The sequence below is a fragment of the Paenibacillus xylaniclasticus genome (assembly GCF_004001065.1).
Lineage (GTDB): Bacteria > Bacillota > Bacilli > Paenibacillales > Paenibacillaceae > Paenibacillus_T > Paenibacillus_T xylaniclasticus.
In genome coordinates, this window is record NZ_BIML01000002.1 from 130916 (window position 1) to 152521 (window position 21606).

Sequence of the window (21606 nt, forward strand, 5' to 3'; positions counted from 1 at the left end):
CGTTATCCAAGCACCGCCGCTTCTTGCAGTACCTGTTCCAGTGCGGCGATAAACTTCTCGTTCTCCTCGCGGCTGCCTACCGTAATTCGAATATATGTCGGGTAGTACTGCCAGCCGGCGCGAGAAATAATGCCCTTGCGCAGCAAAGCGTCGAATATGTCACGGGAAGGCAGCTTCGCGTCGAACATAATAAAGTTGCCATGAGCATCGAAGTAGTGAAGGCCCATACGATCGAACTGTTCACGCAAATATGCCAGACCTTCCGAATTACGGTTACGGCACTCGTCCAGGAACGCTGCATCCTCAAGCGCAGCTAGGGCAGCCGCTTGTGCGACACGCGACGTATTGAACGGCTCGCGGACTTGATTAATGAAGCGGATAACGTCCGGATGTCCGACACCGTAGCCGATCCGAAGTGACGCAAGGCCATAAATTTTGGAGAACGTACGCAGAACGATCAAGTTTTTATAGGTCGACAGCAGCTTGATACCGTCTGGGAACGATTCTTCCGTTACATACTCTACATACGCCTCGTCAAGAACAACAAGGACGCTGCTTGGCACTTTCGACATGAACGACTCGAATTCATCCTTCGTGACAATTGTACCTGTCGGATTGTTCGGATTGCAGACCCAGACAATTTTCGTACGATCTGTAACACGGGACAGCATCGCAGGAAGATCATGCTTGCCATCCTTGAGCGGCACTTCGATTACGCGTGCATTCTCGACCTCAGCATTATGCTTATATACGCTGAACGTCTGATCCGCCATAATCGTCTCGTCGCCTGGGACGAGAAACGCACGCGCGAGCATTAGAATAACCTCGTCCGAACCACAGCCAAAAATGATGCTGTCCGTACTAACACCAAGCTTCGTAGCGAGCGCTTTCGTCAGCTCGACGCTAGCGCCGTCTGGATAAATGCTTGCGTTATTCGTAATCTCGTGGATAACCGCTTCCTTAGCGCGCTCGGAGCAGCCGAACGGATTCTCATTGGAAGCAAGCTTGATAACTTCGGTCAGGCCAAGCTCCCGCTTGACGTCTTCTACTGGTTTGCCCGGTTGGTAAACAGGAAGATGGACGATATTGCTTTTTGGTTGCATGAATCCATTCACCTCATCGACATTCTTGTATTCCATCATATCAATCATTGTCTCACATATCCGGCAGGTTGCAAAGTATTAATAAATGTGACAACTCTATTCGGTGCAAAAAATAAACCGAACATACCGGCACCTGCCAGTACGTTCGGGTTCATAGAAGACATTATCCGATCTTCAGGTTCGCAACGAACTGTCCGATCTCATCGAGCGCAGCTTCACGCTCGGCGTCGCTGCTCAGCTGAGGGAGCACCTCTTCGATCTTGCGAACGATTGCGCTGCCGACGATCACGCCGTCAGCCTGCTTACTAAAGCGCTCGACCTGCTCGCGGCTTGAGATCCCAAAGCCAACCGCAATCGGTACGGTTGCGGCACGACGCACATCGTCCAAAAACTCATCGATTCCGGCATGGAAGTTACTTCTTACGCCCGTTACGCCAAGCGATGAAACGCAGTAAACGAACCCTCTCGCTTTCGCGGCGATTCGGGCAACACGCTCCTTCGAGGTTGGAGCAACTAGCGGAATTAGGTGAATATTCGCCTCTTCAGCCATTTCACGCAATTCTGCATCCTCTTCAATCGGCAGGTCAGGAATGATCAGGCCACTAATGCCTTTGTCCATACACAGCTCGAAAAAACGCTCCAATCCAAGCTGCAAAACCGGATTAAAGTAGGTGAACAAAATAAACGGCAGCTTAACGCCTTGTGCGCGTGCTTCCTCCGCCACTTCCATGACGCTGACAATCGATACTTGCTTGGCAGCGAGCGCCCGTTCCGATGCGCGCTGAATAACTGGGCCATCTGCGAGAGGATCACTGTATGGCACGCCAAGCTCGATGATGTCTGCCCCAGCTTGCTCCAGCTTGCGAATGATTTGCACCGAGGTTGCAAGATCGGGATCTCCAATCGTTAAGTAAGGAATGAGCGCTGTTCCGCCCTGCTCCTTGAGTCTAGCAAAAGCTGCATCAATGAGATTCATTGAAGTTCCCTCCTAGATAGCCCATGATCGCTTCGACGTCTTTATCGCCTCGGCCCGAGAGGCTGACAACGATGATCTCGTCCTTGCTAAGCGTCGGCGCCAATTTAATCGTCTGCGCAATCGCATGCGCTGATTCCAGTGCAGGTATAATGCCTTCCGTGCGCGACAGCAGCTGCAGCGCTTCGAGAGCTTCCGCATCTGTAATCGGAACGTATTGTGCGCGTCCCGTATCCTTCAAATAGGCATGCTCCGGTCCAATGCCCGGATAATCAAGTCCCGCCGAGATCGAATGCGCCGGCTGTACTTGTCCGTACTCATCCTGCAGAACGTAGCTTAACGAGCCTTGGAATACTCCGTGACGGCCTTTCGTCATCGTTGCTGCATGCTCTTCTGTATCGATACCTTTACCAGCTGCTTCGACACCGATCAGCTTAACGGACTCATCCTCCACGAACGGGTAGAAAATACCGATCGCATTACTTCCGCCGCCGACAGCTGCCACGACATAATCAGGCAGGCGTCCTTCTTCCGTCAGCATTTGTTCACGCGCCTCGTCACCGATAATGCGCTGGAAATCACGGACAATCATCGGGTACGGGTGAGGACCGGTAACCGATCCAAGAATATAATAAGTGTCATCCACGTTGCTGACCCAGTAACGAAGCGTTTCGTTGCAGGCATCCTTCAGCGTGCGCGTCCCCGACATTACCGGCACGACCTCCGCACCTAACAACTGCATTCTAAATACGTTCAGCTGCTGTCGCTTCGTATCTTCCTCGCCCATGAACACCTTGCATTCCAGGCCGAGCAAAGCCGCAACCGTCGCAGAGGCAACGCCGTGCTGACCAGCACCAGTCTCAGCAATAATTTTCGTCTTGCCCATCCGTTTCGCAAGCAGCCCCTGACCGAGCGTATTGTTAATCTTGTGCGCGCCGGTATGGTTCAAATCTTCCCGCTTCAAATAAATTTTGGCTCCGCCAAGATGCTTCGACAGCCGCTCCGCATAATAAAGCGACGTTGGACGTCCAGAATATTTGTCGAGCAAGTGACGGAGCTCAGCTTGAAACTGTTCGTCCTGCGAATATATCTTGTATGCTTCCTCTAGTTCGGTGAGCGCGTTCATCAGCGTCTCAGGCACATAACGCCCGCCGAATTGGCCGAACCGTCCTCTCTCGTCCGGTAACCGGGTCATGCTTCCAACACCCTTCTCACAAAAGTCGTAATTTTATCGATATCTTTAACCCCGTCCGTCTCTACGCCGCTTGATACGTCAACGCCATCCGGGCTGTAATTTTGAATCAAGGCTTGCACGTTGTCAATGGAAAGACCACCCGCTACATACAGCGGCACGCCAACAATAGCTGCGGCTTCCTTATACTGATGAATGACAGACCAGTCAAACGCATGCCCCGACCCTCCGCCAGGCGCATCAATCAAGAACGCATCGACAGAGCCTGCATACGGAGTAAGCCGCTCTTTCGCTCCTAGCGCCTCACTCTCTGTTCCACGTCCAATCGAGAGAGATTTCCATACTTGTACGCCAAGCTGTAATTTCGCTTCAGCACACTGCTCCGGCGATTCGCTGCCATGTAATTGAACGACATCTAGCGATGCCGTTCGGACTGTATGCATAAGCTCGTCCAAGTCTGCATTCACGAAAACGCCGACAGCCAGCGGTGCTGCACCGCGGGACATGGCGCCAGTCGGCCATGCACGCACCTCCTCGATTAGATCCGCAGCCTGCTCAGGCGAAACCTGCCGCTTGCTTGGCGCGAAAACAAAGCCGACGGCTTCAAGATCGAGACCGTGCATAGCACGGATAGTGGCACGGTCGCGAAGTCCGCATATTTTGATTCGCGGGTGCGCTCGGCCTGTATGCTGTAAAGATGCTTGCTGCTCCACAGCCTTATGCTCGCTCATCGCACGACCACCGGCCCCATAAGCTGCTCAATCGCTTCTCCCACATGCGGCTTGCGCATAAAGTGCTCACCGATCAGTACACCGTGAGCGCCAGCGGCTTGCAGAAACGCCATATCGTCCGGACCTGCAATACCACTCTCGCTAATAATCGTAATACCTTTCCCTTGCGGGATAATTCCGATCAACTCTTCCGTCGTCTTCAAATCGGTTACGAACGTCCGCAGATCGCGGTTGTTAATGCCGATCAACGTCGCTTTGTCCAGCTCCAGTACCATTTCCAGCTCGCGACGATCGTGGACCTCTACAAGCGCGTCAAGTCCAATTGACTTCGCAATGTCATGAAATTCCGAAAGCTGCGACTTTGATAAGATTGCAGCGATAAGAAGGATAGCATCTGCGCCAATATCTCGCGCTTCATAGATCTGACGATAATCAATCGTAAAATCTTTGCGCAGTAGTGGTACGTTCACCGACTCGCGGACCGCTTGCAAATATTCATTCGCACCTTGGAAATATTCTCGGTCCGTTAATACCGAGATGCAGTCTGTACCTGCCGCCTCATATGCTTTCGCCAGCTGTACGGGATGGAAATCGTCCCGAATAAGTCCTTTGGACGGGGAGGCCTTCTTCACTTCCGCAATTAATCCCATCGGACGTTTGCGCCCAGCTGCGGATACAGAACGCTCGAACCCAAGCGTGCTTGGCATCTCCGCAATACGACGTTCATATGCGTTCAGCGAGAAGCGTGCGGACAGCTCCGCTACCTCCTGCTTCTTGGTCTCTACAATTTTATCAAGAAACATGGCTCAATTCTCCTGTCGTTTGAATAAGCTGCTCCAGCTTTGCTTTGGCCGCGCCGGAATCAATCATATCCGCTGCGCGTTGCACGCCTTCAACGAGCGTATCGGCTCCGCCTCCAACATATATACATGCGCCTGCGTTCGCAAGCACGATATCCCGGTATGCACCCCGTTCTTCTCCGTCGAAGATCGAATGGATGATCGAGGCGTTAACCGAAGGATCGCCGCCAATAATCTCATCGAGCGTATGACGGCGCAGACCGAGTTCTTCTGGCGTCAAATCGTACGTACGGATCGCACCGTCCTTCAGCTCCGAAATTTGTGTTGGAGCCGAAATGCTTATCTCATCTAAACCGTCATGGCTACTTACGACCATCGCCCGCTTCAAGCCGAGGTCGCGCATCACTTCCGCAATCGTCTCCGTACGCGTGCGGTCGTACAAGCCGAGCAGTTGGCGATCCGCCCCTGCTGGATTCGTAAGCGGACCGAGCATATTGAAGATCGTCCGGAAGCCAAGCTCGCGGCGCGGACCCGCGGCATGCCGAAGTGACGGATGGTACAGCTGTGCGAACATGAAGACGATGCCGATGCGATCAAGACATTGTGCCGCTTGCTCCGGTGACAACGTAATGTTAACGCCTAACGCTTCGAGCACATCTGCGCTGCCGGCCTTACCCGACATCGCACGGTTACCGTGCTTTGCCACCCGTACGCCTGAAGCAGCAGCGATCATCGAAGAAGCCGTCGAGATGTTAAATTTATGAATACCGGAACCGCCGGTTCCGCAAGTATCAAGCAAATTAGATTGCTCGGTAACGACATGGTTCGAGTATGCACGCATCGCAAGCGCGAAGCCTGCAATCTCATCTCGGGTCTCACCCTTCATGCGAAGTGCCGTTGCGATCCCCCCAATTTGTGCGCCAGTCGCCTCGCCTCTCATTATATAACCCATTACCTCTTGAGCTTCAGCTTGAGTCAAATGCTCACCCGCAACCAGTTTATTGAGTGCGCCTTGCAGTGTAATCGTATCATTCGTAACCGGAATCATCGACATTATACGTTCGCCTCCCGCTTCACGATTATTTCATAATCGGTATTGATGGTTGTTCCCGCTTGCACCGAAGTCCGCTTATCGGATTCAAATAGCAATTCTGCTGTGCGGATCGCTTTCAGACCCGCCTTCGCTTTATTGACCGTCTCCTGATACTCATTCTCTGGAACAGAGTCCCATACGATGCCGGCTCCTGCCTGGACGTATGCTTTGCCATTCTTGAAGATGATTGTGCGAATCGTGATGCAGGTATTAAGGCTTCCGCCAAAACCGAGATAACCGATTGCTCCGGCATAAGCACCGCGTGCTTCATTCTCCAGCTCTGCAATAATCTCCATCGCGCGAAGCTTCGGTGCACCGGATACTGTACCTGCCGGTAAGCAGGAAATAAAGGCGTCGAAAAAGTCTTTGTCCTTACGCAGTTTACCACTGACATTCGAGACGATGTGCATGACATGAGAGTACCGCTCGATCTCCATATAAGCATCACACTTTACAGAGCCGAATTCGGATACGCGGCCGATATCGTTACGGCCAAGATCGACGAGCATCACATGCTCCGCACGCTCCTTCTCGTCTGCAAGCAGCTCAACTTCTAATGCCGCATCCTGCTCAGGCGTTTGTCCGCGCGGGCGAGTACCAGCGATCGGACGGGTCTCCACTTTATCGCCGTCTACCTTCACAAGCGCTTCAGGCGACGTACCGACAATAATTTCATCGTCCAGCTTCAAATAGTACATATAAGGCGACGGATTCATCGTACGGAGTACACGGTAAACGTGGAGCGGATTAACTTCTGTCTCAATGCTGAACCGCTGCGTCAACACAACCTGGAAAATATCACCCGACCTGATATATTCTTTGGCTGTTTCAACGTTCGCAAGAAACTGCTCCTTGGTCACGTTCGATTTAACTTCTCCAAGCTCCGGATCGGACGGCACTCGTCCACCGGCGGTTACTTGCAGCGGCAGCGGCTGCTGCAGCCGCTCAATGACTGAATCAATGCGAGCGCACGTCGCATTGTATTCTGCTTCAATCTGTTGATCGGTTGCACCCTCCGGAATGTGAACGTTACCGATGACTTGAATTTGCTGCTTCATATGATCGAATACGATAACCTGATCACAGAACATGAATTGCAAATCGTTCATTTGCAAATCGTCGACGCGGTGTGCCGGCAGCTTCTCATAATACTGCAGCAGATCATATCCAAAAAATCCGATCGCCCCTCCTGTGAATGGCGGCAAATCCTGCAGCTGCGGACTGCGATACGTGCGCAGCTTCGCTTTCAGAAGCTCCAGCGGTTTCTCGTGAAGCTCGATTTTTTCACCCTTCTGCTCCAATACCATCTTCCCATTCTTACCATACAGAAGCAGGAATGGGTCCGTGCCGATGAAGGAATAACGAGCCCATTGGACGCCGCCCTCCACACTCTCTAGCAGAAAAGCGTTGCGTTCCTTATAGAAATGCTGGAATACCCGAATCGGTGTCTCCGTATCGGCCATAATATGGCGAACGATCGGAATCAAATTATAAGTGCCTGCCATTCGGATGACTTGTTGAAGTTCGTTATTCATCGTGGTCCATCCCCTTTATCTCGCTGAAATAAATAAGCTCCTGCCGATGGCAGGAGCTATAAATGCAAGATGAGTGCTGCTTGCTTAAAGGAGAGTTCATGAGGAAACAGACGATAAAATGAAAAGAAGGTGCATAAGCCCACGATGAGCCTGCGTCAATCCACATATCACGATGTCTGCTCTAAATTAATTCCCCAGCTAAAGCTCTGCTCTTCTCGTCTAAGCTCTTCTCATCTCTGCCGCTTGCCTGCTGCTCGCGGCGATTCTAGCTACTTGCCTCGTCTGTACTGCTCTCTCATTCTTAACTTGGTATAACTATACACCCTTCATATTCCGTACGTCAATGTTCGAATTACGCTTTCGTCAAATCCGGGCGAAGCACCTGTGCTCCGCGTAAATAGACGTGATGAATTTCCGCTTGCGTCTTTGATGTATTGACATGCAGCATGAACCGGATGCAGCGCTCCAGGCTCCCCTTCACCGGCACTTCTAGAGCGCACATAAGCGGAACAAGCTCCCAACCAGTCATTACGCGAATCGCTTTAGCAGGGAATGTCGCATCCAGGTCAGCAGTTACCGTGATCATCATGCTGCAAATATCGTCAGGTACAATCGCATTCTTCGCTACGATCGTATTGAGCAGTTCGACCGTCGCGTCAAGAATTTGCTTCTCATCGTTCTGATCCACCGTTATTGCGCCACGAATTCCGCGTACACTCATCGCCAGTCAGCCTCCTGTTTCAATAGTTCTACCGTGTCGCGGACGAGCGACACCGGAACGTCGGAACGAATTTCCACACGGCCGATCGCCGTTGGGACGACGTATACGATGCTGCCTTCCGTAAACTTCTTATCGTGCATCATAGCGTTCATAATCGCATCCGTGTCCATATGCGACGGCAGTCTTACCGGCAGCCCAGACTTGCCTAGCACACGCCTAGTTGTCTCATATACTTCGTTAGGCGCGCCAAGCTTAACGCCTACGAGCGCGGAGCCGATCATGCCAATCGAAATCGCCTCACCATGCGTCAATTCACCGTAACCAGCAACAGCTTCCAAGGCATGGCCAATCGTGTGGCCTAGGTTAAGAATGGCCCGTAATCCGTTCTCTGTCTCATCTTCCGATACGACAGCCGCTTTCACGCTGCAGCCTTTATGCAGCGCGTATCCAAGCGCTTCGGAATCAAGAGCGAGCAGCTTCTCCATATTCGTATCGCACCAATCGACGAATGCTTCGTCCCAGATCAAGCCATGCTTAATCACTTCTGCCAATCCGCATTGGACTTGACGCAGCGGCAGCGATTGAAGCGTTAGCAGATCGTATAGTACGAACGCCGGTTGGTGGAACGCTCCTATAATGTTCTTCGCCAGCGGATGATTGACCGCGACCTTACCGCCAACGCTGCTGTCATGCGCTAGAATCGTCGTCGGAATTTGGACGAAACGGACTCCGCGCATATATGCAGCTGCAACATAACCTGCGAGATCGCCCACTACGCCGCCGCCAAGTGCAACGACTGTCGATTTGCGGTCGAGTCCACCTTCAAGCGCTTTCGTGACAAGATGCTCAAATACGCTTAACGACTTGGAGCTCTCTCCTGCAGGAACTACTGCACTAATGACACGGTAACCGTTCTCTGTCAATACACTTTCGAGCGCTTCCAAATATAGCGGTCCGATATGATCGTCCGTAACGATCAACAACGGAGATTTTTTGCTGACGCCATGTTTATCGAAATAAGAAGCAGCCTCCTTCAGGAGGCCCTCCCCAATATAAATTGGATACGACCGTTCACCTAGCTCGACCTTGAGCTCTCTCATTCTTAATACCTGCCAATCTGCTCAAGGTAAGATTCATAATTACGGCGCACTTCTTCCATCGAATCGCCGCCGAACTTTTCTAGAAACGCCTTAGCTACTTCCCAAGCGACGACATGCTCCATAACAACACTTGCTGCAGGAACAGCGCACGCATCAGAACGCTCGACCTGAGCTGTGAACGGCTCTTTCGTATCGATGTCTACGCTTTGCAGAGGCTTGTACAGCGTCGGAATCGGTTTCATGACGCCGCGAACAACGATCTGTTCTCCGTTCGTCATTCCGCCCTCGAAGCCGCCGAGACGGTTCGTTCTACGGTGATACCCTCTCTCTTCGCTATACAATATCTCGTCATGCACTTGCGAGCCGCGAATTTTGCCTGCTTCAAATCCAATACCGATCTCAACGCCCTTGAACGCGTTAATTGACATCACCGCCTGCGCAATACGACCGTCCAGCTTGCGGTCATATTGAACATGACTGCCAAGGCCGACTGGAACACCTTCAATGATGCACTCGACAATGCCGCCGATCGAGTCACCTTCTGCTTTGATCTGGTCGATATATGCGGTCATTTTCTCTTCTGTTTCCTTATCAACGACACGCACCGGTGACTCTTCTGTCAGACGAATCAGCTCATCGATCGGCAAATTATTCTTCGGTGCTTCAATCTCACCGATCCGAATCACTTGCCCCGCAACCTTAATACCGAAAGCCGAAAGAAGCTGACGCGCTACAGCACCAACCGCTACGCGAGCAGCCGTCTCGCGTGCGCTTGACCGCTCCAGTACGTTACGGAGATCCTTCAGATTGTATTTCAGGCCGCCGTTCAGATCAGCATGACCTGGACGCGGACGATGAACGCGGCGCTTCTCTTCGTCGCTTCCTTCGATTGGCTCGATATTCATAACTTTAGTCCAATGCTTCCAGTCGTTGTTCTCAACAACCAACGCTACTGGTGCACCGGTAGTACGGCCATGTCTAACACCGCCTACAATATTCGCCGTATCCTTCTCAATTTGCATCCGGCGTCCGCGGCCATGCCCCTTCTGACGGCGAAGCAATTGGAAATTCAATTCGTCAAAGTTAAGCTGAAGGTTGCTCGGCAAGCCTTCAATAATAGCGGTCAACTGTGGACCGTGTGTCTCTCCTGCAGTTAAATAACGTAAACTCAAGCTAATAACGCTCCCTTCACCGGCCAAATAGAGTCCGGCTATGTAAATACCCGAAACATCTTTGCTCATTATAGTACAGCCCTGTCGGTTTGACAAGAAACGTCAGAGGCCGCAGCAAGCGGTTTCTATACAACTCACCAATGGTTTCAAACCTTATAAGCACCTGCATAAAATAATATTTCATCTCTAATCAATAGAGACTATCCAATAATGGATGGATGACTCATAGATAGCTGCACAACATGCAGACTTGTTCGCGTATGCTGCCAGTGCACTTTCGGTCTAAAAAAGGGGCTGTCCAGATTCGTCAGTCAGTGATAAACTGACAATCTGAACAGCCCCTTACATCACTTTCGAACATTAACGATACGATGTGACTTTCTCTGTCCGGGCTGGCGATGACCCAAATACCGGATTGCTGTCTGCGATCATTCGCAGCTGTTCGCTGTGAATGCCTAAAATTTGCGCGCACTCATGCAGCGTAAGCCATCCGCGCCGGTACGCGGCAATCGCCTTTCGCTTGTCCACTTTTGTCCCTCCATGGCATTAATTCCATTACCATAGTATTACAACAAGTGATATGAGAAATACGCATCCAAGCGAACGAAATGGAATGATGATAAAGAATTAGGACATTTTTTTTCGATAGAAGAACGTTTCAGCCGTCTCCAGCCCATACTGCTGTGGCGAGAAAATTTGTTCTGTACTGCCAACGAACAGTATACCTCCCGGCTTGAGCGAATTGGCGAACCGCTGATACAGCCCATGCTTAGCTTCTTCCGTGAAATAAATCATCACGTTACGGCAAATAATCAAATCATACGGACCGCCGAACGGGTCGTATAGCAGATTGTGCTGTTTGAACCGAATCGAACGTTTAATGCGCTCATCCACAGCGTAAACGTCTCCGTCAACTGTGAAATAGTCTTTCAAATATGACTTCGGCACATCCCGTACCGATCTTTCTTGATATAGGCCGCCTTGCGCCTTAGCCAACACATTATGATCGAGATCCGTTGCTGTAATCTCTGCTCGTCCGAGCATGCCCAAACGGTCCAAAATCATCGCGGTTGTATAAGGCTCGTCACCCGTCGAGCAGGCGGCGCTCCAGATCGATATCCGACCGCCTCCTGCCGTCATTTCAGGTAAAAAACGTTTCTCAAGAATTTCCCACCGATTCGGATTCCGCCAAAACTCTGATACGTTGATCGTCATCCGGTCCAGAAACTCGTCCATCAACGCAGGAATACGTACAAGCGCATCCATATATTCGGTGAAGCTGTTATAGCCGTGCTTCTGACGCAACGTCGTTAGCCGACGCTTCATTTGCGTTTCTTTATACTGGGCAAGATCGATCGCTGTTCTTTTTTTGATCTGCTCGATAAAGCGTTCGTAATCTGCATCAGCCATTCAATAGATGCCCCCCGTCATGCCAACCAAATATGTCAAATTCGTTAAATCCATTTCTGAATCGTGTGCTCGTAATCGATTAATTGATCTGGCTCGAAGAACAGCGCGATCTCCCGCTCCGCGCTTTCCGGCGAATCAGAGCCATGAATCAGGTTAAACCTCGTATGTACTGCAAAATCGGAACGAATCGTGCCAGGCAGCGCTTCTACCGCATCTGTCTTGCCGATAAGCGCTCTTGTAAGTGCAACAACGTTATCGCCCTGCCATACCATGGCAAACACTGGGCCAGACGTCGTAAATTCAATAAGGGCATCGTAGTAATATTGGCCTTTATGCTGAGCATAATGGCGTTCCGCTAGTTCTGGAGTAATCTGCATAAATTTGCCCGCTACGAGTTGAAGACCCTTACGTTCGAAGCGACCGATTATTTCACCGATTAATCCACGCTGCACACCATCCGGTTTAATCATTAGAAATGTTCTCTCCACCTTGCTCAACCCTTTCCGCAGCATTCGTGCTGCACTACTTAATAATTACGTTTGTTCACGAAGTGCGCGATTTCTTTCAAGCTCTTCTTCGCCGAAATATCCGGAAGTCCTTCTAGAGCGATGAGTGCTTTCTGAATATAACGGTCGGCAAGCGACTCTGCCTGCTTAATTCCCCGGCTTCCACGAATAATTCGAATTGCTTCTGACGTGTCGCCTTCACCGTTCGTCCTACGAATCATCGTAATCTCCCGCAGCAGCGGTTCACGCAAATGATCTTCTTGCAGTGCAAGCAGAACCGGCAGCGTAATATTGCCTTGACGAATATCAGAGCCCGGAGGTTTACCAATCTGCTTCTCCGTCCCGCACAGATCAAGCAAATCGTCACGAATCTGGAACGTCATGCCGACATTGTATCCGAAACGGTACAATGCGGCGGCATTCTCCTCAAGTGCCTCTGCTGCAAGAGCGCCGAGTTGGCAGCTAATTGCGATCAACAACGCAGTCTTGCGACGAATACGCAGCAAGTAATTGCGAATCGTTTGGTTCGTATTAAAAAAGTCGCGAATTTGCTCCATTTCGCCCAGACACATTTCGACCATAGCTTTCGATAAAATTTGATGGATACGTGGGTTATGGAGCCTTGTCGCAACCGTCAGAGCTTTGCCATGAATATAATCACCCGTATACATCGCAATTCGGTTATCCCACTTAGCCTTTACCGTAAGCTGTCCTCGCCTCGTCTTCGCATCGTCAATAACGTCATCATGCACGAGTGATGCCATATGAATAAGCTCAAGTGGAACGGCTACCGCCTTAAGCTTATCAAGGCTGTAGCTGCCGAATTTGCCGGAGAGAAGCGTAAATACCGGCCGAATCCGCTTTCCGCCAGCTTTGAGAAGGTGAACAGAAGCTTCGGTCATCAATGGATGCTCCGACGTAACAGCCTGTTCCAGCTCCTTCTCAATCTCATTCAAATCGTGTTTCATTTTGGCATATAGGTCAATTAATTTCATCGGTTATTCACCCCAAGGCTTTTGCACTTGCAAAAACCGGCATCATAAACATAAACGGAACTATTCGAAAAAAGCGAGCTCAGGCTCATGCTCCAGCAGCCCAAGCTTAGCAGCATATCGAAAGTATAGCTGAAGCCCCTGCTGCCTGCGAGGCCCGAAATCGTATTGCAAGGTTTGAAAATAGCGGTACCAGTACGCGGACTTTCCGCCAATCGTCCGGCAAGCCTGTACGACTAGCGGCTCCAAATCGGCAAGACTTCTGTTTCTACTGTCCACCATTGCCCGATGAACGAATGCAATCGCCTCACGATTGCGCTGCGCTGCTTCCTTCCGAACAGCCACGACTCCATAAGTCATCCCGAAACCAGTAAACCTGTGCCACATTTCGCCTAAATCAATGACCTGCAATCCAGTGTCTCGCCAAGATTCTTGAATGGCTGTGTCGCCAATTAATAGTGCGGCGTCCGCTTGCTCCATCATTGCATCAAGATCCGGTTCCATCGTGATATAGGAAGGATTCCCTTCCAGATAGACAGACATAAGTACTTTAAGCAAATTGACAGATGTTGCAGAAGTATTCGTTAGTGCAATAACACCATTGCGGACTTGATCCAGCGGTTTCTTCAGAAATAATAAGATCGAATAAACCGCTCCTTCAGTGCTTGGCGTCGACAGATCGGGAAGCAGCACATATTGCTCGAAATTCCGCGCATAAGCAAACGAAGAAATAGTGGACATCGCCAGTTCGCCGGTCAATAGCGCCCGATTTAACTCGGCAGGCTTGCGCGCAACGATCTCTACGCCGTATGTCGACAATTTCTCTTGATCTACGTAGTGAAATAACGGCCATGCATTCGCATAATCAATACGTCCGATGGCAATCGTGTTGTCAGTCGGCATACGATTCACCTCCCCATCTCTTGAATAGGCTGTGGTCTAACGGCATGATGTCCAGTACTTTGCCAACCAAGAAATCGACGAGGTCGTCGATCGTCTGCGGTCCATAATAAAAAGCCGGCATTGCCGGAACAAGCTTCACGCCCAATCTAGCCAGGGCGAGCATATTTTCTAAATGTATAGCATGAAGCGGCGTCTCGCGCGGAACAACAATCAGCTTACGTCCTTCCTTCAGCATAACATCCGCAGCTCTTGTCATTAGATCATCCGAGATGCCATGCGCCAACGATGCAAGCGTCCCCATTGAGCATGGCATAATAATCATGCCATCTGCTCGGAAAGACCCGCTTGCGATCGAAGCTCCAATATCCGCATTCGGATGATACGTCACACGAGTGCCATTCGCAATGCCGCCAAACCGCTCCTCAATTGCGGCCTGCCGGCGGGTTGTTTCCCAGCCCAGCTCTTCTTTCAACACTCGCCAGCCGGCGTCGGTTACGACAACGTGAACATCGATTCCTGCTTCAAGCAGCACCTCGATAAGCCGAATGCCATAACAAGAGCCGCTGGCGCCCGTTATGCCGACTACCCAACGGGGCCGTCTATTACTTTCCGTTACCATTGGTGGATCACCAATACATCGATCAGCGTAAACGCGAATAGTACAACGCTAAGCGTGCCGTTCATTGGGAAGAAGGCAAACAAAACACGGCTTAAATCATTCGGACGCACGAGCCAATGCTGATAGAACAAAATTGCAATTGCAATGATCGTACCAGCCAGATAAGCCCAGCTCAAATCCGTCATCGCAAACAGCATAATGAAGCTGACCGCGGTAAGGACATGGAAACCGCGCGCAATCCACAGCGCACCGCTAAGTCCGAATCGAGCCGGGATAGAATGGACGTTGTTATTCCGGTCAAATTCGAAATCCTGAGTCGCATAGACCGTATCAAAGCCAGCAAGCCACAAGGCAACGGCAGCATACAGAACCCAAGCGGCCGGATCGAATTTCCCCGTCACTGCTACCCAAGCGCCAAGCGGACCTAACCCGATAGTTAAACCGAGTACGACATGACACAGCCACGTGAAACGTTTCGTATAGGAATAAATAACGAGCATAAATACTGCGATAGGCATCAGCTTTACACAGAGAGGATTCAACTGCGTAGAAGCAAAGATAAGCAATGCGAAGGAAATCGCAATAAACAGCACTACCTCACCGACTTTTAACAAGCCGGCAGGAATTGCACGCTTCTCAGTTCTTGGATTCAAGGCATCGATCGAACGGTCAATCAGCCGGTTAAGCCCCATGGCCGCACTACGCGCACCGACCATCGCCAAGACGATCCAACCGATTTGCGCCCAGGTGGGCAGCTCGTTGTTCTCGACAATCCCGCCTAAGATTGCCCCCATAAATGCGAATGGAAGCGCGAATATCGAGTGTTCAAATTTAATCATTTCTAGAAAAATACGAGCTTTGCGTATCATTACTCCGTCTTCCCCTTCGTGCCGATGTGCAGAGCAGCAACGCCGCCCGCAAAGGGGATCGCCTGTACGTTCTGCAAGCCGATATCTCTGTACATCTGAGCGAGTTCGTCTCGGCCCGGAAACGCTTTGAGTGATTCCGGAAGCCACTTGTACTGTTCATAGCTCTTCGCAGCAATCCTCCCCACTAACGGAAGCACACGCTCGAAGTAGAAATAAAAAATCGATTTGAACGGCTGCCATGTCGGCTTGGACATTTCTAAGCAGACGACTTGTCCGCCAGGCTTTACAACACGCTGCATTTCCTGCAGTACACGTGTATAATCCGGAACATTACGCAGACCGAAGCCGATCGTAGCAAAATCGAACGTGTTATCGGGAAACGGAAGATTCATCGCATTACCTTGTACAAGATCGATCTGCCGATCCAGAGCGGCCTTCATTACCTTCTCTCTGCCGACATCCAGCATATTTGGACTGAAATCGAGTCCGACGACGCGGCCAGTTTCGCTGGCTCTGGCAATAGCTATCGTCCAGTCGCAAGTGCCGCAGCATAAGTCAATCGCGGTATCGCCCGGCTGAACATTCATTTTCTTCATTGTTGCTCGGCGCCACGACTTGTGTCTGCCAAAGCTAATTACCGTATTCATCACATCGTAGACAGGAGCAATCTTCTGGAATACGGAATGAACCTTCGTCTCTTTGGATTGTTGAACATTATTCAATTCTATCACCTCATCTCGCTATGCAGGGCAGGTTCGGATGTTGCTTGCAGCAGAGCTGCCGCAATCCCGTTCAGCTCATCCGCCCGCTTCATGCCTTTAAGCTGCTTGAACAACGCTGCCAATTGTCCGATGTGCCGCTCCAACATATCAGTGAGCTGCTGATGAATGCTGTATTTCTCCAAAATAGAAGCAGCAGATGGACTGCTGCCGTTAACGCCCGTATGCTCATCGAGCAGCCGGCGATCCTCTTCAGTTCCTGATTGTTGGATATGCCAGTAGGCCCAGCTGCAGCGAATCGTCTCTTCGCTTAAGCAGCGTCTAGACTCTTCAGCAATAGTCTCACACGTCGCTAGACTTTCCAGCAAACCTTCCCAAATCTCAGCGATCGGTTCAACCATATATACAGCGAACCCACGAAACAGCTCGGCCTTAATCGAGGCTCGGTATGCAATATATTCTTCAGCAGTAAGACGGTGCGCCTGCATCCGGCTGTACAAATCCATCTTCAGCCGGTTCGCCTCGCATACCGCTTCGCTAAGCTGGCGGATCATCTCAATCTCGCCTGCCTGAGCAAGCAAATGGTAAAAACGGCTGCTGAAATAGTCCCCGCCGAGTACGTTCAGCTGACGCGAACGCATCTGGCGTTCGGAGGGCGGACTAGGATCGGTATCAATTTGATCATGTGTATCGAGTCCGATCTGAATAAGCGCAACGACAGAAGCATACAGATCTCGAATCGAGTCCGGATGACCGCTGTCATCCAAGCAAGCGTCAAGCAATCGAATCCGCAATTCAGGAAACGCAGGCAGTCCGGTATGCCTCGAAATCATGTCATGCTCGGTATATTTGCTTATTATGAGTGCAATTCGGTCATGTATCATCTTAGAAAGCCTCCGAACAGGCAGCAATGCTTGCTGTCCAATTATCTAAACTATTATAGCACAATCAGCGAAGATCGCCTACGCATGTGCTTGTTGTTCACGATATTGCTACAGAGGCCCACGCAACCTATTCCTGTCATTATCCAATTGTATCCTAATCAAACAGTGACTTACTGGCCCTATACTTCTAATTGCGTTTGGATTCCCACAACGGCGTAAAGGACAAGCGGAGTCTTTGGCGCCATATTGGATCGGTATCCGCGTACTCAATGCCACTCCAAGCTGACTCTCCGGCTTCAATCCAGCGGTCCGATCGCCGCACGTCTGCCGCAAGCAGCAACCGAAATACAGGTGCTCTATCTGATCGTGCGAACAAACCGGAGTACGGCTTCGCATTGGGTGATTCACCGAAGCGGATAAGCACTCGATCGACGTTATCAGTACGTAGAAAGCACATCCGCCATATTTGTTCTGCATCACGCAGAAACGATTGTACATTCTCAGCGTCAAGCGGCGTATCCGATGAAATAACCATATCGAGCGATAATGTCGGTGAGTGCCAATCGACGCGCATCAGCCTCGTCTCAAGAGAAAGCCCGACCAGCCAGTCCACCAGATTGGAATTGTTCAACCGTTTCGTATGATTGGTTATCTCACCTGTTATATTGCGCATAACCGGCTCAGTATGGTGAGGATGTATGATGAAGAGGATGACCGTCAGTGCAGCCGTTAATACGGATACGGTCAAGAACGATTGTGTGAATCGCATATTCGCCCCCGCTTTCATTAAGCCTGCAATCCATATGCCTTTGGCGCTAGTTCACCTTCCTCTTATTGTACGAAGCAAAGGCGAATGTCATTCCATTACAGGCAGGCAACAAAAAAAGCAGGCGGGGCCTGCTGCAATCGTTAAGACGCTTATGTATCCGTTTCAACCGTTCCGTATTTCGTTATAATTGTTGCCTTGCCGCGAATTTTGATCGCGGATGTATGTTCGGTAAATTGGGCGATAAGCACTTCGCCGCGGTCGAGCTTCTCCGTATGATGAAATTTCGTATCTGTGCCTCTCGTCAGTCCGATGACAACTACACCTTGGTCTTTAGCCTTCACGACGATATATTCGCCTTGATTCGATTCCACGATCGGGAGCCTCCCTTCTTTAACCTCTATAATAACGTGCATAGACTCTATCAGAACTTGACTCCTGCTGTCAAGAGACGACAGTTATTCTCGAATAAACCTTCCTAATGAAAAACGTCCGGACAGTCAACCATCCGGACGTTCGCGGCACTATACGCCGATATTAATTGGAGCAAAGCTCTTTAAGCGACTTGCCCGGTTTAAAGGCAGGCATCTTGCTTGCCGGGATATCGATTTCGTCGCCCGTTTGCGGGTTGCGTCCCTTGCGCGCTTGGCGTTCGCGCACTTCGAAATTGCCGAACCCAACCAACTGGACTTTATCGCCCGATTGAAGCGCATCGGATATTGCGTCGAATACAGCGTCGACTGCTTTAGTCGCATCTTTCTTGGACAGATCCGTCATTTCGGCTACTTTAGCAATCAGTTCCGTTTTGTTCAATGGTTTCACCTCCCCTGATGGCAGCGTGAGACGGTTCGTTATCTTCTGTTTTGCCGATTGTTTCAAAAATATACCTGCAGACGAACCTGCAAGCGAACAAACTTATAGTAATACAGCCGTTTCCTAATTACAAGTAGGTGTTCGATTTTCAAAAGTTTGCAAATAACCGACGCTACGCCTTACGTCTTGCCATATGAATGAACGTAACGGCAAGCGCCAGAACGAGCACGCTGCCCTTGATAATATCGTTCGTATAATAAGGAACATGCATCATCGTCATACCGTTCAGCAGGACACCGATTAGCACGGAGCCAAAGAACGTCCCGATCACATTCGGACGGCCTGCGCCTAACACGGAGTAGCCAACGAAGACGGCCGCGACAGCTTCCATCATCATCGGTGCTCCTGCGTCAATCTGGCCGGTCCCGGTCCGTGCTGCGAATAGTATACCGCCAATAGATGCGAATACCCCTGACATAATATATGCAACCGTACGAATACGTTTTACACGCACACCGGATAGTCGAGCAGCTTCCTCATTACCGCCGGTCATTTGCATTTGACGGCCGTAACGGGTGTACTTGAAGAAAAGATGTACGAGTATAACTGCAATAATCATCAAAATGACTGGAATCGGAATACCAAGCCATTTGCCTTGCCCAATCTGCAGGAACGAGTCCGTAAATACGCCCGGTGCGGTTGAACCGTCTGACATTTGCATATTATCGTATATCGAGTACCCTTTCGTATAAGTGCGCTGGATACCTGAAATGATATACATAACGGCCAACGTAGCAAGCAAATCGGGTATACGAACTTTAACGATCAGAAACGCGTTCAGTAAACCGATTAATGCGCCGATCAACAGCGGGACGACGAGCACAACGATCAAAGGCATTTCAAACCAAACCATAATAGTAGCCGCCGCAACTGTCGACAGCGACACGGTCGAGCCTACCGACAGATCGAAGCCATCAACTGTAAGCGAGAATGTAACACCAATTGCAATGAAGGTTACAATCGAGATCGATCGAAGAATGTCACTAATATTACTATAAGTAAAAAAATGCTCATCCCACATTGAGAAAAAGATGATGACGAATCCAATGACGAGCAGTGCGCCATATTTATAAATAAAATTCATCGTACGTTCCATTACGCCTTCTCTCCTCTTCCGCCGCTGGCATGCAGCAGCAGCTCCTCTTGCGAGGCTTCGCCCCGATTGAACGACTTGACGATCTGTCCATCGTACATGACAAGAATCCGATCAGCAATACCAAGCGCTTCGCTAAATTCACAAGTTAAATAAACCACTGCTTTTCCGCTTTTTGCAAGCTCGCCAATAATCCGAAAAATATCGCTCTTCGCGCCGATATCGACGCCTTTGGTCGGCTCATCGAACAAAAATACGTCAGCTTTGGTCGGAAGCCACTTCCCGATCGATACTTTCTGCTGGTTACCGCCGCTTAAGTGCGCCGTAAGCTCATGACGTGAAGCTGTCTTAACGCCAAGTCGTGCGATAAGAGAGTCAGCCGTCTTCGCTTCTTGGGCACCTGATATAAAGCCCAGCTTAGAAATCGATTGCAGAAACGGAAGGCTTAAGTTGCGCATGACCGTCTCCCCGACCAGAATGCCCTGCTTACGGCGTTCTTCTGGTACAAGCACTAACCCCGCAGCTATCGCCGCGGCCGGATCACCAGAAGGTACTTCCGCTTCGTTTACTCTTACTGTGCCGCCGCTGCGGCTGTCTGCACCGAACAGTGCGCGAGACAGCTCTGTCTTTCCCGCTCCGACGAGACCGACGATAGCTACGATCTCACCGCTCCTTGCCTCAAGACTGACGTTACGTACACGCTGTCCTTGGCTGACACCGTCTACCCGAAGCACCACTTCACCGATTGGCGCTTCGATCTTCGGAAATTCTTCCTCGAACGACCGCCCGAGCATCGAGGTGACCACCTCATCAGCAGATGTATCGGATGCGACAGAGGTGGTTACTTTCTCGCCGTCTCTCATTACTGTTATCCGGTCGCTGATCCGGAACACTTCAGGCAGACGGTGAGAGATGAATACAAGCCCGATGCCATCCTTCTTAAGCTGATCGACAACTCGGAACAGACGCTCCGCCTCTTCAAGACTAAGCGGAGCCGTTGGCTCATCGAGTATAACGAACTTGGCATTCTCCGCAAGCAGACGTGCAATTACAACTAACTGCTTCTCAGCAAGCGACAGCAAGCCGGCAGGCTTACGCACTGGAATGTCCGCATCAAGCCGTCGAAGAATCGAAGCCGCCTCCTCCTCGATCTGCCTCCAGCGTACCCATGGTGATCCGCCGGAAGAGGCAATCCGGTCCAGCATCACATTCTCCGCTACTGTCATATGCGGAACGATGACGGTGTCTACTTCCTGATACACACAATGGATGCCGTTTGCCTTCGCGTCGGACGGCGTCCGGATGACTACCGGCTTATCGTCGATGGCAATCACTCCACCGTCGCTGCTGTATGCACCGGACAATATTTTAATCAATGTGCTCTTACCCGCTCCGTTCGCGCCAAGAAGCGCATGAACCTCTCCGCCGCGTAAGTCAAAGTCAACGCTCTTAAGGGCGGGAACACCAGAAAACGATTTAACGATCCCGCTCATCGTAAGCTGCTTCATGCTCTCACCTTCCTTCAATGGTCCATTTGCGTCAAAAACCGGCC

The 21606-nt window shown here is 50.6% G+C and carries 24 protein-coding genes; all 24 read right to left on the reverse strand.

Features of this window, described 5'->3' with window-relative positions; genetic code table 11:
• Positions 1–2: 2 nt before the first annotated feature.
• Positions 3–1103: a histidinol-phosphate transaminase gene (hisC, locus tag PXY01_RS02390; protein ID WP_127566919.1), complete on the reverse strand. Its 1101-nt coding sequence runs from the start codon at positions 1101–1103 to the stop codon at positions 3–5.
• A gap of 163 nt (positions 1104–1266) precedes the next feature.
• On the reverse strand, positions 1267–2079 hold the full coding sequence (trpA, locus tag PXY01_RS02395; RefSeq protein WP_127566921.1) for a tryptophan synthase subunit alpha: 813 nt from the start codon (positions 2077–2079) through the stop codon (positions 1267–1269).
• Positions 2066–3271 (reverse strand): tryptophan synthase subunit beta, encoded by a 1206-nt coding sequence (gene trpB / locus PXY01_RS02400; RefSeq protein WP_127566923.1) that lies wholly within the window; start codon positions 3269–3271, stop codon positions 2066–2068. The genes trpA and trpB overlap by 14 nt, the downstream gene beginning before the upstream one ends.
• Complete coding sequence (locus tag PXY01_RS02405; protein WP_127566925.1) at positions 3268–3999, reverse strand: phosphoribosylanthranilate isomerase; 732 nt, start codon at positions 3997–3999, stop codon at positions 3268–3270. Before PXY01_RS02405 ends, trpB begins: the two co-directional genes overlap by 4 nt.
• Positions 3996–4802 carry an indole-3-glycerol phosphate synthase TrpC gene (gene trpC / locus PXY01_RS02410; RefSeq protein ID WP_127566927.1) on the reverse strand — a complete coding sequence of 269 codons (807 nt, stop codon included), beginning with the start codon at positions 4800–4802 and terminating at the stop codon, positions 3996–3998. The genes PXY01_RS02405 and trpC overlap by 4 nt, the downstream gene beginning before the upstream one ends.
• Complete coding sequence (trpD, locus tag PXY01_RS02415; protein WP_373864271.1) at positions 4792–5847, reverse strand: anthranilate phosphoribosyltransferase; 1056 nt, start codon at positions 5845–5847, stop codon at positions 4792–4794. Before trpD ends, trpC begins: the two co-directional genes overlap by 11 nt.
• A gap of 5 nt (positions 5848–5852) precedes the next feature.
• Positions 5853–7427: an anthranilate synthase component I gene (gene trpE, locus PXY01_RS02420; RefSeq protein ID WP_127566931.1), complete on the reverse strand. Its 1575-nt coding sequence runs from the start codon at positions 7425–7427 to the stop codon at positions 5853–5855.
• Between the two features lie 352 nt (positions 7428–7779).
• Complete coding sequence (gene aroH / locus PXY01_RS02425; protein WP_127566933.1) at positions 7780–8148, reverse strand: chorismate mutase; 369 nt, start codon at positions 8146–8148, stop codon at positions 7780–7782.
• Complete coding sequence (gene aroB / locus PXY01_RS02430) at positions 8145–9248, reverse strand: 3-dehydroquinate synthase (protein WP_127566935.1); 1104 nt, start codon at positions 9246–9248, stop codon at positions 8145–8147. The genes aroH and aroB overlap by 4 nt, the downstream gene beginning before the upstream one ends.
• 2 nt (positions 9249–9250) lie before the next feature.
• On the reverse strand, positions 9251–10420 hold the full coding sequence (aroC, locus tag PXY01_RS02435; RefSeq protein ID WP_127567352.1) for a chorismate synthase: 1170 nt from the start codon (positions 10418–10420) through the stop codon (positions 9251–9253).
• Positions 10421–10780: 360 nt separating this feature from the next.
• The gene (locus PXY01_RS22240; protein ID WP_164744282.1) at positions 10781–10948 is read right to left on the reverse strand and encodes a hypothetical protein; all 168 of its coding nucleotides are present in this window, start codon (positions 10946–10948) and stop codon (positions 10781–10783) included.
• A 99-nt stretch (positions 10949–11047) separates the two neighbouring features.
• Positions 11048–11830, reverse strand: coding sequence for a CheR family methyltransferase (locus PXY01_RS02440; protein WP_127566937.1), 783 nt, complete (start codon positions 11828–11830; stop codon positions 11048–11050).
• A 44-nt stretch (positions 11831–11874) separates the two neighbouring features.
• Positions 11875–12318 (reverse strand): nucleoside-diphosphate kinase, encoded by a 444-nt coding sequence (gene ndk / locus PXY01_RS02445; RefSeq protein WP_127566939.1) that lies wholly within the window; start codon positions 12316–12318, stop codon positions 11875–11877.
• Positions 12319–12356: 38 nt separating this feature from the next.
• Positions 12357–13331, reverse strand: a complete 975-nt coding sequence (gene hepT, locus PXY01_RS02450; protein WP_127566941.1) for a heptaprenyl diphosphate synthase component II — start codon at positions 13329–13331, stop codon at positions 12357–12359.
• A gap of 60 nt (positions 13332–13391) precedes the next feature.
• Positions 13392–14231 carry a menaquinone biosynthesis protein gene (locus PXY01_RS02455; RefSeq protein ID WP_127566943.1) on the reverse strand — a complete coding sequence of 280 codons (840 nt, stop codon included), beginning with the start codon at positions 14229–14231 and terminating at the stop codon, positions 13392–13394.
• Entirely contained in the window at positions 14221–14850 is a 630-nt protein-coding gene (locus PXY01_RS02460) for a UbiX family flavin prenyltransferase (protein ID WP_127566945.1), read from the reverse strand. The genes PXY01_RS02455 and PXY01_RS02460 overlap by 11 nt, the downstream gene beginning before the upstream one ends.
• A complete protein-coding gene (locus PXY01_RS02465) occupies positions 14844–15719 on the reverse strand; it encodes a UbiA-like polyprenyltransferase (RefSeq protein ID WP_127566947.1) in 876 nt (291 codons plus the stop codon). Before PXY01_RS02465 ends, PXY01_RS02460 begins: the two co-directional genes overlap by 7 nt.
• Positions 15719–16441 carry a demethylmenaquinone methyltransferase gene (locus PXY01_RS02470; RefSeq protein WP_373864268.1) on the reverse strand — a complete coding sequence of 241 codons (723 nt, stop codon included), beginning with the start codon at positions 16439–16441 and terminating at the stop codon, positions 15719–15721. The genes PXY01_RS02465 and PXY01_RS02470 overlap by 1 nt, the downstream gene beginning before the upstream one ends.
• Positions 16442–16446: 5 nt before the next feature.
• Positions 16447–17322, reverse strand: a complete 876-nt coding sequence (locus PXY01_RS02475) for a heptaprenyl diphosphate synthase component 1 (protein ID WP_127566949.1) — start codon at positions 17320–17322, stop codon at positions 16447–16449.
• A 187-nt stretch (positions 17323–17509) separates the two neighbouring features.
• On the reverse strand, positions 17510–18091 hold the full coding sequence (locus tag PXY01_RS02480) for a hypothetical protein (RefSeq protein ID WP_127566951.1): 582 nt from the start codon (positions 18089–18091) through the stop codon (positions 17510–17512).
• A 149-nt stretch (positions 18092–18240) separates the two neighbouring features.
• Positions 18241–18462, reverse strand: coding sequence for a trp RNA-binding attenuation protein MtrB (gene mtrB / locus PXY01_RS02485; RefSeq protein WP_127566953.1), 222 nt, complete (start codon positions 18460–18462; stop codon positions 18241–18243).
• A 163-nt stretch (positions 18463–18625) separates the two neighbouring features.
• Positions 18626–18901, reverse strand: coding sequence for a non-specific DNA-binding protein Hbs (gene hbs / locus PXY01_RS02490; protein WP_127566955.1), 276 nt, complete (start codon positions 18899–18901; stop codon positions 18626–18628).
• Positions 18902–19073: 172 nt separating this feature from the next.
• Entirely contained in the window at positions 19074–20057 is a 984-nt protein-coding gene (locus PXY01_RS02495; RefSeq protein WP_127566957.1) for an ABC transporter permease, read from the reverse strand.
• The gene (locus tag PXY01_RS02500; protein ID WP_127566959.1) at positions 20057–21562 is read right to left on the reverse strand and encodes a sugar ABC transporter ATP-binding protein; all 1506 of its coding nucleotides are present in this window, start codon (positions 21560–21562) and stop codon (positions 20057–20059) included. The genes PXY01_RS02495 and PXY01_RS02500 overlap by 1 nt, the downstream gene beginning before the upstream one ends.
• Positions 21563–21606: the final 44 nt, after the last annotated feature.